The sequence below is a fragment of the Synechococcus sp. RC10A2 genome (genome assembly GCF_047502605.1).
On the sequence record NZ_JANSHP010000121.1, the window covers coordinates 1 to 13,770 of the forward strand.

Below are 13,770 nucleotides of genomic sequence, written 5' to 3' on the forward strand. Positions count from 1 at the left end.
TCCTCCAGCCCGCCAAGCTGCGCTGTGGCGGGAGTACCCCGGAGGTTCTGATGGAAATCCGCCCTGCCACCCCTGAGGATGCGCCCGTTCTGTTTGATCTCATTTGTGCTTTGGCCGAGTACGAGAAGCTGAGCCACTTGGTAACGGGATCCGCTGAGCTGCTGCGACAGCATCTGTTTGGCCCCGAGGCCTTCGTTTCGGCGTTGCTGGCGGAGGTAGAAGGGCAGGCGGTGGGCTTTGCTCTTTACTTTCGCAATTTCTCCACCTTCCTCACCCGGCCGGGAATCTACCTGGAAGACCTGTTCGTGTTGCCGGAGTTCCGGGGCAGGGGCATCGGCAGGGCGCTCTTGGCGCGGGTGGCCCAGGAGGCGGTGGCCAAAGGATACGGGCGGCTGGAGTGGATGGTTTTGGATTGGAACCAGCCGGCATTGGAGTTCTACCGGCGCCTGGGCGCCAAGCCACATCCCGAGTGGATCCTGCACCGCGTGGTGGGTGCTGATTTGGAAGCTTTGGCTCGGCTGGCCGAGGATCCCTGGCGAGCTTGAGCAAGTCTTCTGGGATCGCAATTCGGAATGGCCGACGACCAGCCAAAAATCTGAGGGCGTGAAGGGGGGCCGAGACCTCTATGCTTGTATACTTGCGGCTGAGCTGAGCTCAAGGCCAAGCATGAGCCCACCGCAAACCGCTATTCCCCAGGGGGCTGAGATCCTCTGCATTGGCACAGAGTTGCTCTTGGGAGAGATCACCAACACCAACGCCCAATATCTGGCAGCCGAGCTGGCCAAGCTGGGGATCCCCCATTATTACCAAACGGTGGTGGGGGACAACGAAGCCCGCATCCACCACGCCCTGGAGGTGGCCTGCAACCGCTCCCGTTTGATTTTGATCACCGGCGGCCTGGGGCCGACCCCTGATGATCTGACCCACGCGGCGCTGGCCTCTTTCTTCGGGGTGGAGATGGTGGAGCACCCGCAGGTTTGGGAGGAGATCCGGCAGAAGTACGGCCAGCGAGGTATGGAGCCCTCCCCCAGCAACCGCAAGCAGGCCTTTTTGCCTCAGGGGGCAACCGTCCTGCCCAACCCGGTCGGCAGCGCCTGTGGCCTCATCTGGCAGCCGCGGCCCGACCTGCACATCCTCACCTTTCCCGGGGTGCCGCGGGAGATGCAGCAGATGTGGCAGGAGACGGCTGTGCCCTATTTGCGCTCCCTGGGCTGGGGCCAGGAGGTGTTCTACAGCCGCGTGTTGCGCTACTGGGGCATTCCCGAATCGACCTTGGCCGAACGGGTGGGATCCCTGCTGGCGGGGGAAAATCCCACCGTGGCACCCTACGCCAGCCAGGGGGAGGTGCGCCTGCGGGTTACCGGACGCGCCCCCACGCGCGAGGCGGCGGAAGCGTTGATTGCCCCGGTGGTGGAGCAGATTTTACAGGTTTCTGGGGAAGACTACTTCGGCAGCGACGAGGCCACCTTGGCCAGCGTGGTGGGGGAGCTGCTGCTGCAGCGGGGGCAAACGCTGGCGGTGGCGGAATCCTGCACCGGCGGGCTCCTGGGGCAATTGGTGACCGGGATCCCGGGCAGCTCCCGCTATTTTGTCGGCGGGATTGTTGCCTACGACAACCGCATCAAGGAGCAGCTTTTGCGGGTGGATCCAGAGACGCTGCGGCAGCACGGGGCCGTGAGCGAGCCGGTGGCGGCCCAGATGGCCCTGGGGGCCAAGCAAGTCCTCGGCTCCGACTGGGCCCTGAGCATTACCGGCATTGCCGGCCCAGAGGGGGGAACATCCACCAAGCCGGTTGGCCTGGTCTATCTGGGCTTGGCCGACCCGGAGGGGAAAGTGGAAGTCCACGAGTACCGCTTCGGCAGCTTGCGGGGCCGAGAGGGGGTGCGCTGGTGGAGCGCCCAGACGGCGCTGGATTGCCTGCGGCGGCGCTTGCTCCACTACCCCCTTTCGGGGGGATCCACCTCAGCAAGGCCAAATCCTTGAGTAAGCTGGGGGAGCAGGCAGATCTCGGAGCAGGCTGATGACCCCCGATGCCCTTCAGGCCGGCAGGGAGGCGCTGCAGCAGGGCCGTTTCCAAGAAGCCATCCAACTGCTGGAGGCCTACTTGGCGCAGTCTCGCCAGCGGGGCGAAGCAGGCGCATCCGACAGCCAAGCCCTGGAGGCCCAGATGAACCTGGTGCGGGCCTACCATCAGTTGGGCGAGACGGAGAAGGCGCGGGCGCTTTGTCTGGAACTGCTGCAGCACCCGGATCCGCAGGCGCGAGGCTGGGCCCAAAAAATCCTGCCCCGCCTGCCCCAAACGGTGGAAAAACCCGCTGCTTCCCCACCCTCCCCAGAGCCAGCTCCTGAGGCTCAGCCGCTCTCCAGCCGCCAACGGGCCGGTCAATTGGGCCTGAAGATCCCCCTGCCGGAGCGGGCCGGCCCTCTGCGCTGGGCCAAGTGGGGATCCCTGGGGGTGGGCATTCTGTTCCTCTGGTGGCTGAGTTTTGTGCTGGTGGGCGCTCACCTGGATTTCGGACGGCTGAGTTTTCCGCGGCAGCTTTGGTTTTTGCAGGGGTTGCTGCCCTGGCTGCGCAATGGCCTGCGCTGGTTGGTAGCCGGCAGCCTGGCGGTCAACTTTGGCGTCGGCCTTTTGTTTTTTGCCCCCTGGCTGATGGATCACCTGCACCGGCGGCTGCACAAGCTGCGCTGGGCCACCTTGGGGGAAATCGAGCGCCACAGTCCCGAGACTGCCCGTCTGCTGCAGCGCCTCTGCGCCCAAAAACAGCTAAAACTGCCTCGGCTGGGGGTGATCCCGGAAGGGGGGCCGCTGGCTTTTGTCTATGGCACGCTTCCCGACGGCGGCCGCATCGTGGTCACCCAGGCCCTGTTGCAGCAGCTTGCCCCGGATGAGATTGCCGCCGTCTATGCCCAAGCCCTGGGGCGCATCCTCAACGGCGACATCTTGATCCTGACCCTACTGGGATCCCCCGTTCAACTGGTTTACTTGGCCCTGGAGCAGGTGAGCCAACTGGCAAACAAGCGGCGGGATCTGATCGGGCATGTGGCTCCGCTGCTCTACCTGATCTACACGGTGCTCTCCTATCCCCTGTTTTTCCTCTGTCGCCTCGGCACCTACCACGCCGACCATTTTGCAGTGGAAGCGACGGGCAATCCCAACGGTCTGATGGCCGCTCTGCTCAAAGCGGCTGCCGGCCTGCAGGAGGCCCACAAAAACGACCGCCGCCCCTCTTCGCTGCTGCACTGCACCCGCCTCTTCAGCTTCTTGGACTTCAAAACCACCGCCGCCGCCAGTGCCGCCAGCCGCCTGCGGGATCCCGCCCAAGCCGGCCAAGTCTTTCTCTGGGATCAGCTCAACCCCTGGGCCCGCTGGATGCAGGTCAACTCCAGCCATCCGTTGCTGGGGCACCGCTTCCAGGTCTTGGCGGGGTATGCCCAACGGCTGCGCCTGCTGCCAGAGTTGAGCCTGGGATCCGGACCCAAGTTGGATGGGGCCCGTCTGCAAAGCCGCTTCTGGCTGGATCTGGCTATCTATGCTGCCGAAGTGAGCGGGATGGTAATTGGCTGGCTCCTGGGGCTGATCCTCTATCTGGCGCTGCCAGATCGCCTCGATCCCAAGGTGATTGCGGCAACAGCGGTGGTGGGCTATGGCCTGGGCCTGGGATCCAAGGCGGTCTTGATGTACCGCGGATCCCTGTCGCCCCAGCCGACCGATGTGCTGCACTTGCTGGCCGATCCCGAGGCGGATCCCTGCCGCAGCCAGCCGGTGGAGTTGGAGGGGGAATTGGTGGGGCTGGGACAGGCTGGCTACCAACTGGGGGCAGAGCTGAAGCTGCAAGATGCCACTGGGCTGATGCCGCTGCGCTTCACCTCTCCCCTGGGGCCGGTGGGCAATGTCTTTTCCGGCCTGAAGCGGCTCCGCGCCCTCATGGGTCAGCGCGTCAAGGTGGTGGGCTGGTTCCGCCGCGGCAACACCGCCTGGGTGGATCTGGCCTACGTCCAGGCGGGATCCCAGCAGCTCCACAGCCGTCCCCGCCTGTGGCTGGCGTTGTTCGGCCTGGGAGTCGTCTTGTTCGGTGTCTGGGGGGCCTTCTCTTTTCCCAACCTGCGCTTCTACCTGCGACGGTAGGAGCCGACCGCTAGCGGCGAGAGGCCGTCAACTGCGCCTTGCGCAGCCGCACCGACTTCGGTGTAACCTCCACCAGCTCGTCCTCGCCGATGTACTCCAGCGCCCGCTCCAGGTTCATCTCCACCGGCGCCTGCAAATGCACCAGCTCCTCCCCGCCGGCAGCGCGGTGGTTGGTCAGTTGCTTGGTTTTACAGACGTTCAACTCCAAGTCCTGCGGCCGGTTGTGCTCGCCCACGATCATGCCCTTGTAAACGCGGGTACCTGGCGTAATAAAGAACACCCCTCGGTCTTCCGCATTTTTCAGGGCATAGGTGGTGGCCACCCCCTCTTCAAAGGCGATCAGCACGCCGTTGCGGCGGGTCTCGATCCCCGGCGTCAGGGGACGGTACTCCAAAAAGCTGTGGCTCATGATCCCCTCGCCGCGGGTAATGCGGATGAACTCGCTGCGGAAGCCGATCAGCCCTCGGGCCGGGATGACAAACTCCAACTGGGCCCGTCCGTCCGCGCCTACCATCATGTTCTGCATCTCTCCCCGCCGCTGCCCCAGCCGTTCAATGCAGGCGCCCACCGTGGATTCCGGCACATCCAGCACCAAGCACTCGTAGGGCTCGTAGGGCTGGCCATTTACCTCGCGGAAGATCACCTTCGGCTGCCCCACCTGAAACTCGTAGCCCTCCCGCCGCATGGTCTCCAGCAAAATGCCCAGGTGCAGCTCGCCCCGCCCGGAGACCAAAAAGCAATCGGGGGAGTCGGTTTCTTCCACCCGCAGCGCCACGTTGGTTTCTAGCTCCCGCAGCAGGCGCTCCCGCAATTGCCGCGAAGTAACAAAGGTGCCCTCCTGGCCGGCAAAGGGAGAGTCGTTGACGCAGATCATCACCTGCAACGTCGGCTCGTCCACCTTAATGAGCGGCAGGGCCTGCGGGTTTTCGGGAGAGGTGAGGGTGTAGCCGATGTTGGCCTCGGCAAACCCCGCCACGGCGACGATATGGCCGGCAGTAGCCTCGGTCAGCTCAACACGCTGCAAGCCCTGGAAGCCAAACAGCTTGGTTACCTTGCCCTTGGCAATCGACCCATCTTCTTTGACCACCGCCAACTGATCCCCAAGGCGGATGGTGCCGTTGTGGATCTTGCCGATCACGATCCGGCCCAAGTACTCCGAGTACTCCAGCGTGGTGACCTGTAGTTGCAGCGGCTTGGCCGGATCCCCAATCGGCGGTGGGACATGCTTGAGGATGGCTTCAAAGAGGGGCTTCATGTCCAAGGGGCCGCTGTACCTCCCTTCCAAAAAGGCTTTCAGGTCGGCTTCTTCCAGGGCAAAGCCCTGCAGCCCCGAGGCAAAGAGGTAAGGGAAATCGCACTGGTCTTCGTCTGCCCCCAGCTCCAAAAACAGATCCAGAACCTTGTCGACAACTTTGTAGGGCTCGGCGCGAGGGCGGTCGATTTTGTTGACCACTACGAGCGGGCGCAGGCCTTTTTCCAACGCCTTGCGCAGCACAAAGCGGGTTTGCGGCATCGGGCCTTCGTTGGCGTCCACAACCAACAGACAGCCCTCCACCATGCCCAGCACCCGCTCCACCTCCCCGCCGAAGTCGGCGTGGCCGGGGGTATCGACAATGTTGATCAGGGTTTCGCCGTAGCGGACGGCTGTATTTTTGGCCAGGATGGTGATGCCCCGCTCCCGCTCCAGCGTGTTGCAGTCCAGCACGCAGGCGGGAATGTCCTCTCCCTCGCGGAAGGTGCCCGCCTGGCGCAACAGGGCGTCCACAAGTGTGGTTTTGCCGTGGTCGACGTGGGCGATGATGGCGACGTTGCGGATGGGGAGTGACATAAATAATCAACCCATAAAGTATTGCCCTACAGGCGAGTTTGCCCTAGGGCTGTCTCTATAACTGTAGCGCAAAGAAGCGTTACATTAAGAGATAACAAAGAAACAAGCCGAACTCCCTGGTCGATGCCGACAGGGGCTGCTCAGGGGGTTCTGTCAACTGCGCCGGCAACCAGCCTGGCTCGCCTACATATCGGCGCCGCGCAGGTAAAGCAGCAGAATGACCGCTGGCCCTGCCAGGACGATCAAGGCCAACAGCAGCAACTGCACAAACACTTCGTACTGTCCGAACATGCCCCCAACTCCCAGCGCTTACGTTTTGTATCCTAAGGGCAGCTCTCCCCCTGAGATGAGAGAGCTGTTACAATTCTTCAACACCTGACCCCACTTCACCCCCTGGGGATCCCTAGCGCTCCTGCTGCGCCTGAGACGGCATTGGATCGAGGTTAAACAGCTCCTGCAGAATTTGCATAGCCCTGCGCCGCGCCTCGATGTCCCGCTGGGCCCGCAGTTGCACCATGGGATCATGCAGGATCTTGTTGACAATGCCGCGGGTGAGCGCCTCGATGACCTCCAGGTGCTTTTCGGCGAAGTCTTTGCCCAGGCGGGAGAGGGCTTTTTCCATCTCCTGCTCGCGGATGGACTCCACCTTGTGGCGCAGGCTGGAAATGGTGGGCACCGTCTCCAAGGAGCGCCACCACTCCATAAACTGTTCTACTTCTTCTTCCACCAAGGCTTCGGCGGCCAGGGCCAGCTTTTGCCGTTGGGCGCGGTTTTCTTCCACGATACGGGAGAGGTGATCCACGTTGAACACCTGTACCCCTCTTAGCTTTTCCACGCCGGGATCGATGTTGCGGGGCACCGAGATGTCCACCAACAGCAGCGGCTGATCCGGCTGCAGCACCCCCGCCAGTTGCTCGTAGGTGAGGATGGGCTGGGTGGCGCCGGTGCTGGTGAAGACCAGGTTGGACTCCGCTATGCTACTCAGCAGCGACTCCCAAGGCAATACTTGAATTGGCTGCTCAAATTGCTTGGCCAGCGCTTCTGCCCGCTCCAAGGAGCGGTTGACCACGGTGATATCCACCGCCCCTTTGGCCAAGAGGTGCTGCACCAACAGGCGAGCCATTTTCCCCGCCCCCACCACGGTCACCTTGCCCTGAGAAAGGGATCCCTGCTCCTGCAAGGCCAACTCCACCGCTGCCGAGCTGATGGACATGGCGCCAGTGCCGATCCCCGTCTCGGTGCGGATGCGCTTGCCGGCGGTGATGGCCGCCTTGAAGAGGCGGTTGAGGATGCGATCCATGCCGTTGCAGGCCTGGCCCAGTTGCTGCGCTTTTTTCACTTGCGACAGGATCTGCCCTTCCCCTAATACCAAGCTGTCCAGCCCGGCGGCCACCCGCATCAGGTGCGTCACCGCATCCTGGTAGAGCAGCGTAAACAGGTGCGGGCGCAGTTGGGGCAGCGGGATCCCTTTCGCCTCGGCCAAGAACTGCATCGTCTGTCGGACACCACTTTCCATTTCTGGAGTGACGATGTAGACCTCCAGCCGGTTACAGGTGCTGAGGATCGCCGCTTCCTCAATGTGGGGGTGGGCACGGAGCTGCTGGATCCGCTCCCCCACCTCGGCCTCGGGAATGCTGAGGCGCTCCCGGATCTCCACAGGAGCTGTGCGATGGCTAAGACCGACAACCGCGATAAACATGCCTCTCCGTCGTCTGTACAGCAACAGTTATTAAAAACAGAAACTATGAACAAAAGCAAACTCACCTAGCTAGGACAAGGAAGGCAAGACCGATGTCAAGGGATTGCCTTGTCTCGGCTGCAGCAAGCTTAGGTAACTTTTCTCAGCCTACCTAAACCCTAAGAACAGTATCGAGCCGGTTTTGCAGGATTTTGCTGAAGAGTTATTACGTTTTTTCGGGCGACTGACTGATAGATTTCTTAACTTCCCAAAGGACAAGAGCGACCTTCGCCAGAGGAAAGCCGCCCTTGCCGAGGGAGATTTCGGGCCGGGGATCCGTCAGCGCAGTTGCAGGCTGCGGGGCTGTTGGCCGTCTTTCATATGGATGGTATCCACAAAGCGCACCGTGCGCGACTGGCTGGAGATCACCAAGGTCTCGGTGCGTGCCCCGCCGCCGAAGAAACGCACCCCGCGCATCAGGTCGCCATCAGTAATCCCGGTGGCCGCAAAGAGGACTTCCTTGCCGCTGGCTAGCTCTTCGCATTCCCACACCTTGTCGGGATCCTCGATGCCCTGTTCTTTCAGTTGCCGTCGTGTCTCTTCCACCGGCGGCAGGTAGGTGCCCGCCTGCACCACCTCGGGGTCGTAGATCAGCCGACCTTGGAAGTGGGCGCCGAGGCAGCGCAGCGCCGCCGCCGAGATCACCCCCTCTGGGGCTGCCCCGATCCCCATCAGGGCGTGGATGCCGGTGCCGTTGAAGCCTGCCGAGAGGGCCGCCGAGATGTCGCCGTCGGTAATCAGCTTTACCCGCGCCCCCGCCTCCCGGATTTGGCGAATGAGATCGACGTGGCGCTTGCGGTCCATGACCACCACCGTCAGATCGGAGACCTCCCGATCCAGGCTTTCGGCGATAATCTGAAGATTCTTTTCCGGCGGATAGTCGAGATGTACCTTGCCCTTGGCCTGGGGCGGAGCCGCCAGCTTCTGCATGTAGATGTCCGGCGCGTGCAGAAGGCCGCCTTTTTCGGAGATGGCCAGCACCGCCATGGAGCCGTTTTGGCCCTTGGCCACCAGGTTGGTGCCTTCGCAGGGATCCACGGCAATATCGATTTCCACCAGCTCTTCCACGCGGCAGAACTGCTCGGCGTCCGGGCGCGTACAGATGCCCACCTCTTCCCCGATGTAGAGCATGGGGGCCTCATCGCGGGTTCCCTCCCCAATGACGATGCGGCCGCGCATGGGGATCTGGTTCAGTTTCTCCCGCATGGCCTCGACGGCCACCTGATCGGCGGTCTTGTTGTCGCCTTTGCCCATCCAACGGGCGGCGGCGATGGCAGCCTGCTCCACCACTTCGATGATCTCTAGCCCCAACTTGTTGTCCACGGCGTGCCCCCTTGGTATGTCGGAACGATGAAGGCCAATTAAGGATATCTTCAGACTCTTCCCCTCAGTTTACCAGGCGGGCTTCTTCTCGGGATCCCCTTGCCTCAGCTTTCATAAGCTGAGAAAACAAATCGGCCAAAGTCAAGCAGAAAGAGCGATCCCCGTCTTGCCCGTTGGCTATTGTCGGCTGGGGATCAAGAGTGATAGCCTGGCTTAAAGCCAATAAGTTTTTCTTAAGGCGATTAAAAAAACGCAATGAAAAGATACGTTTTCGTCAACCGTTCTCAGCAGGTTCAGGTCATCCGAACAATTCCCGGCCACTGGGAGCGCACCCTCTTCCCCGGCCAGTATGCCATTTTCGAGGCAGAGCCGGACGACTACCTGGAGGTTTATAGCTGCTGCTGTTCTACCACCATTTTGGAAGAGCGCCACCCCTGCCGCCGTTTGTTGGACTCCTCACTGCCTGAGGCTGACCCCCACCTGGACAGGCTGGCAGATGCAGTGAACGGATGAATCAGCTTGGGGATCCCGGCTCCTGAGGCCGAGCCTCGGTTTCCTCGCAGGGCAGCTCGGCAGAGGGGGCATCGGGAGGACGGGTGAGGCAACTGCCTCGCGCGGCGTCGCGAAAGGTATCGATGCGCTCCACGCAATTGTGATAGCCACAGTAGGGGCAATAGAGGCGATCCCCTGGCTGGGGCTCCACCACCGCCGGCAGCGGTCACAACAGAAGTGGTAGAGAAACTCCAGCGCCACCCTCATGGCAACCGACTCCCTGACCTGGCAGAGCCGAAAAACGGAAAGAAATGGGGATCCCCTGGATCGCGGCGCTCCAGCTTAGCCAGCCAGTAAGACAAAGTCATTATGAGTATGGTATGTTAGGTTTAGTTTACATTTGTACTTTACCGTAAGGAGCGTCGACTGATGTCTCAGGAAGGATGTCTGCGGGTGGGGCAGCCCGCTCCCGATTTTTCGGCCACTGCCGTTTACGACATGGAATTTAAGACGGTGAGGCTCTCCGACTACCGGGGCAAGAAGTACGTGGTGCTGTTCTTCTACCCCTTGGACTTCACCTTCGTCTGCCCGACGGAGATCACGGCTTTCAGCGATCGCTACGACGAGTTTGCCAAGCTGGACACGGAGATCCTCGGCGTCTCGGTGGATAGCGAGTACTCTCACCTGGCCTGGATTCAGACCGACCGCAAAGCCGGAGGGGTGGGCGAGCTGAGGTATCCGCTGGTCTCCGACCTGAAAAAGGAGATCAGCGCCGCCTACAATGTCCTGGATCCGGCGGCAGGGGTGGCTTTGCGCGGCCTGTTCATCATCGACAAGGAAGGGATCATCCAGCACGCCACCATCAACAACCTGGCCTTTGGCCGCAGCGTGGATGAAACCCTGCGCACCCTGCAGGCCATCCAGTACGTGCAAGCTCACCCCGATGAAGTTTGCCCGGCCAACTGGCAGCCCGGCCAGAGAACCCTGAACCCCGACCCGGTGAAATCCAAGGAGTTCTTCGCGGCGGTTGCCAAGTAGGCTTGTCCAGGCCCTGTCAGGGATCCCGGGTTTTGACACTCCCCCGCCTGAAGGCGGGGGATTCTCACGTAGTCCATAAACGGACTCGTAAAGGCGCTGTCAAGACACCTCTAGACAGTTCCGTGTAGGTATGCTTTGCTGGAGCTTTTTTTTTAGCAAAAGGCAGCCCGACAAAGGATCCGACTCTTCTCAACATGACCTTCCGCCTCCCCTCTCCCTCGGGGAGAGGGGCCGGGGGTGAGGGCTAACAGCGCCGAACCCTTTCAAACCGGTTGCCAGTGGAGACGAACAAATGTGGAGACGAACAAATAAAGATCCCCTGGGCTGGCCAGGGGATCCGACAAGACAGAAAGACAAAGGTCGCCGGAATTAGTCCCAGGGTTTCCCGTTGGTGAATTTGTAGGTAACCGGCTCTTTGTTCTTGCCGATGTTGTGATCCACCTTGCCGACGGGCTGGCGCCCCTCGTTGACCTTCTCGGGAAAGACACCATCCTTGGGATGCACCAGTTCCGGCTGTCCACCCGCCGGGATGCGGAAGATCTGGTAGTCCTTGATCTTGAACTCGGAGATCAACTGAGCGCCGAGCGCCAGGCACTGCTCTTTGCGGGCGAAGGTGAGGTAGTTTTTGCCCTCCACCATCTCGGCGGCGCCGCCGGTGGGCATTTCAAACACTTGCCCCGGCTTGCCTGTCCAGGTGATCACATATTTTTCTTCGGTTTCGGCTGCGCTCAACAGCCCTCCGGTGGATCCCCCGAATAGGGGCAACTTTGCCCCCTGACGGGGATCGCCTTCCATCACAGCCATAGCCTACCTTCTCGTCGTCGTTTGCGTTGTTGGGCCGCGCTTGGGGTTGAGGCGCGGAGCACTTTGAATGTACCATCGGCCCGATTTTTGACCCCAGATCTGCCGGCGAACTGTAATTTTTCGTAGCAGATCCAGCTCTGGCGCGGGCGGATCCCGGCTTACTCTCTGAGCCACCATAGAAGCAGGCGGCAGAGCCCCACGTTTGCAACAGGAACGACGCCCATGGCCCAGTGGTCCCTCCATCCCAGTTCCCAGTCCAACGCCAGGGTTGTCCTCATTCCCACTGCCTTTGGCCCAGATACGCAGGCGCCGCTGGCCATCCTCAACGCCGGTGCTGAGCTGTGTGCTTTTGAGCCGCGGTTGGGGATCAATGTGGATGAGATAGCAGTGGCGCAGTTGCCGGGGCTGGTGGATGAGCCGCCCTATGGCATGTGTGAGGCGGCGGTTATTCAGGCTTGGCGACGACAACAGTGGCCGGTGCTGTTGCCTTCGGTCTTGGCGGCCAGTTGGGGAGCCATTCGTGCCCTTTGGAAGCACTACCTCGCCCTGAGTGTGGTGCATTGCAGCGCCCATGCCAACCTGATGCCGCCCGAGGAGATGACCCAGCCGGAGCAAGATATGGGCTATGGCAACGCTGCCTGGGTGGAGTTGCTCTACCAGCATAGGCTGCCGGTGGTGCATGTGGGGCTGCGCAGCGGCAGTGCCCGCGCCTACGCCTGGCTGAAAAACCACGCCAGCCCGATCTTTTGGGCCCAGGATGGCTGGGATCCGCAGCAGGTGGTGGAGGCTTTGCCGGAGCAGCCGGTGTTTTTGGTGGTGGACTGCAGTGTGCTGGATCCCTCTTTGGCGCCGGCGGTGCACCACCCGGAGCCGGGGGGGCTGAGTTGGTTTCAACTGTTAACAACCTGTGAGGCCATCTTCGCCGCCCGCCCTGTGATCGGCCTTTCCTTGGGAGGAGTGGCGGTGGGAGCGGCGACGCGGCCAACCGCCCGCGTGGTGGCCCGCCTGCTCAATTGGCTGCTGGCCTGCTACGGCCTCTACTCCCTGAAGCTGGCCCCCAACCCCGCTACGCTCGAACGGCCCGAAAATAGATCGCGAACCTCTTGAGCCCGGCTTATGAAGGCTTTCTACCGGCAGGTGCTCTTTCCGAGGTTGCTGGATTGGGCTCTGGCCAGCGAGCGTCTGGAGAGCTATCGGCGGCAGCTTCTGGCCCAGGTGCGGGGAGCGGTCTTGGAGATCGGCTTTGGCACCGGCCTCAACCTGGCCTGCTACCCAGAGCACATTCAAAAAATTACAGTGGCAGATCCCAACCCCGGCATGGGATCCCTGGCCCGCCGCCGCATCGCGGCTTCCTCCATCGCCGTCGATTGGCTGGTGGCGGACGCCCAAGAGCTGCCTTTTTCGAACCAGAGTTTTGACAGCGTGGTCAGCACCTGGACCCTGTGTAGCATCCCCGATTTGGCCAAGGCTTTGGGGGAAATCCGGCGGGTGCTGCGGGTGGGGGGCAAGCTGTTTTTTCTCGAGCACGGCCTCAGCCCGGATCCCCAGGTGCAAAGCTGGCAAAGGCGTCTCAACCCTATCCAGAGGGCGATCGGAGATGGCTGCAACCTAGACCGAGATATGGCTGGCCCTGGCAACCGTTAGCCTGCCCTCAACTAGCTCTTTGATTGGCGTTCTCCCCCCTTTCATCCCCCGTATACGGGGGGAAAGGGGAAGAGCGGGATCTGCGCCGCCAAGGTTTCGGTCAAGACTCCGCTAGACTAAAACCTGTACCTGGCAATTCCCACCTTCTATGGGCGATCCTCTCACCCCTCAAGTTAGCGAGCGCATCTGCAAGCACATGAACGAAGACCACGCCGATGCCCTAGCGCTCTATGCCAGAGTCTTCGGTCAGGTGGAAGGGGTGACCCAGGCCCGCATGCAGGCTATCGACTCGGAAGGGATGGACTTGCAGGTAGAGGTTGACGGGACCATACAAACGCTGCGCATTTCCTTTGATCACCCTCTCAAGGATTCCGAAGATGCCCACCACACCCTGATTGCCATGCTGAAACAAGCACGCGCTCGGGTTAAGCAGGACAGTGGCTAGGCTGGGTAGGCTGGGTCTCCTTGCCCGTGCACCCGTCTGAGGCCACAGGCAAGGGACGGAGCTAGGTGGCCTGCTGCAGGAGCAGATCTAACTTGCCCTGGGCATCAAGGGCGTAGAGGTCGTCGCAGCCGCCGATGTGCTGGTTGTTGATAAAAATCTGGGGTACCGAACGGCGCCCGTTGGCCCGCTTGGCCATCTCCGCTCGCGCTGCCTCGTCCCCATCGATGGCGTATTCGATGTACTTGACTCCCTTGCGGTCTAGCAGTTGCTTAGCGCGAATGCAGAAGGGACAAAAACGCCACGTGTAGATCTCAACGGCCATAGGGAGA

General features: G+C 61.6%; 15 protein-coding genes. 8 read left to right on the forward strand and 7 right to left on the reverse strand.

Features of this window, described 5'->3' with window-relative positions; all coding sequences use genetic code 11:
• Nucleotides 1–50 precede the first annotated feature (50 nt).
• From NW848_RS16335 to NW848_RS16345, 3 genes are all read left to right on the forward strand, one after another.
• A complete protein-coding gene (locus NW848_RS16335) occupies nt 51–545 on the forward strand; it encodes a GNAT family N-acetyltransferase (protein ID WP_011429452.1) in 495 nt (164 codons plus the stop codon).
• Nucleotides 546–666: 121 nt separating this feature from the next.
• Nucleotides 667–1,983 (forward strand): competence/damage-inducible protein A, encoded by a 1,317-nt coding sequence (locus tag NW848_RS16340; protein WP_011429451.1) that lies wholly within the window; start codon nt 667–669, stop codon nt 1,981–1,983.
• Nucleotides 1,984–2,020: 37 nt separating this feature from the next.
• Nucleotides 2,021–4,129: a zinc metalloprotease HtpX gene (locus NW848_RS16345; protein ID WP_099812428.1), complete on the forward strand. Its 2,109-nt coding sequence runs from the start codon at nt 2,021–2,023 to the stop codon at nt 4,127–4,129.
• 10 nt (nt 4,130–4,139) lie between these two features.
• Here NW848_RS16345 and typA read toward each other — a convergent pair whose 3' ends face one another.
• The 4 genes from typA to glpX form a co-directional block, all read right to left on the reverse strand.
• Entirely contained in the window at nt 4,140–5,957 is a 1,818-nt protein-coding gene (gene typA / locus NW848_RS16350) for a translational GTPase TypA (protein WP_011429449.1), read from the reverse strand.
• Nucleotides 5,958–6,140: 183 nt separating this feature from the next.
• Nucleotides 6,141–6,248, reverse strand: coding sequence for a photosystem II reaction center protein Ycf12/Psb30 (gene psb30 / locus NW848_RS16355; RefSeq protein WP_011429448.1), 108 nt, complete (start codon nt 6,246–6,248; stop codon nt 6,141–6,143).
• 112 nt (nt 6,249–6,360) lie between these two features.
• Nucleotides 6,361–7,656, reverse strand: a complete 1,296-nt coding sequence (locus NW848_RS16360; protein WP_414402685.1) for a glutamyl-tRNA reductase — start codon at nt 7,654–7,656, stop codon at nt 6,361–6,363.
• A 318-nt stretch (nt 7,657–7,974) separates the two neighbouring features.
• On the reverse strand, nt 7,975–9,018 hold the full coding sequence (gene glpX, locus NW848_RS16365) for a class II fructose-bisphosphatase (RefSeq protein WP_011429446.1): 1,044 nt from the start codon (nt 9,016–9,018) through the stop codon (nt 7,975–7,977).
• A gap of 255 nt (nt 9,019–9,273) precedes the next feature.
• On the opposite strand from glpX, the gene NW848_RS16370 reads away from it, so the two are divergent.
• Nucleotides 9,274–9,531 carry a DUF1830 domain-containing protein gene (locus NW848_RS16370; protein WP_011429444.1) on the forward strand — a complete coding sequence of 86 codons (258 nt, stop codon included), beginning with the start codon at nt 9,274–9,276 and terminating at the stop codon, nt 9,529–9,531.
• A gap of 1 nt (nt 9,532) precedes the next feature.
• On the opposite strand, the gene NW848_RS16375 is transcribed toward NW848_RS16370, so the two are convergent.
• Nucleotides 9,533–9,724 carry a hypothetical protein gene (locus tag NW848_RS16375; RefSeq protein WP_414346927.1) on the reverse strand — a complete coding sequence of 64 codons (192 nt, stop codon included), beginning with the start codon at nt 9,722–9,724 and terminating at the stop codon, nt 9,533–9,535.
• Nucleotides 9,725–9,939: 215 nt separating this feature from the next.
• On the opposite strand from NW848_RS16375, the gene NW848_RS16380 reads away from it, so the two are divergent.
• The gene (locus NW848_RS16380) at nt 9,940–10,548 is read left to right on the forward strand and encodes a peroxiredoxin (RefSeq protein ID WP_011429441.1); all 609 of its coding nucleotides are present in this window, start codon (nt 9,940–9,942) and stop codon (nt 10,546–10,548) included.
• A gap of 369 nt (nt 10,549–10,917) precedes the next feature.
• Here the strand turns inward: NW848_RS16380 and NW848_RS16385 are convergent, their stop codons facing one another.
• Nucleotides 10,918–11,352 carry a photosystem I reaction center subunit II PsaD gene (locus NW848_RS16385; RefSeq protein ID WP_369781438.1) on the reverse strand — a complete coding sequence of 145 codons (435 nt, stop codon included), beginning with the start codon at nt 11,350–11,352 and terminating at the stop codon, nt 10,918–10,920.
• 222 nt (nt 11,353–11,574) lie between these two features.
• On the opposite strand from NW848_RS16385, the gene NW848_RS16390 reads away from it, so the two are divergent.
• From NW848_RS16390 to NW848_RS16400, 3 genes are all read left to right on the forward strand, one after another.
• Complete coding sequence (locus NW848_RS16390) at nt 11,575–12,459, forward strand: arginase family protein (RefSeq protein WP_011429439.1); 885 nt, start codon at nt 11,575–11,577, stop codon at nt 12,457–12,459.
• A 9-nt stretch (nt 12,460–12,468) separates the two neighbouring features.
• Entirely contained in the window at nt 12,469–12,996 is a 528-nt protein-coding gene (locus NW848_RS16395) for a class I SAM-dependent methyltransferase (RefSeq protein WP_011429438.1), read from the forward strand.
• Nucleotides 12,997–13,144: 148 nt separating this feature from the next.
• Nucleotides 13,145–13,441 carry a DUF2470 domain-containing protein gene (locus NW848_RS16400; RefSeq protein ID WP_414402683.1) on the forward strand — a complete coding sequence of 99 codons (297 nt, stop codon included), beginning with the start codon at nt 13,145–13,147 and terminating at the stop codon, nt 13,439–13,441.
• Between the two features lie 61 nt (nt 13,442–13,502).
• Here NW848_RS16400 and grxC read toward each other — a convergent pair whose 3' ends face one another.
• Nucleotides 13,503–13,763, reverse strand: a complete 261-nt coding sequence (grxC, locus tag NW848_RS16405; RefSeq protein WP_414395315.1) for a glutaredoxin 3 — start codon at nt 13,761–13,763, stop codon at nt 13,503–13,505.
• Nucleotides 13,764–13,770: the final 7 nt, after the last annotated feature.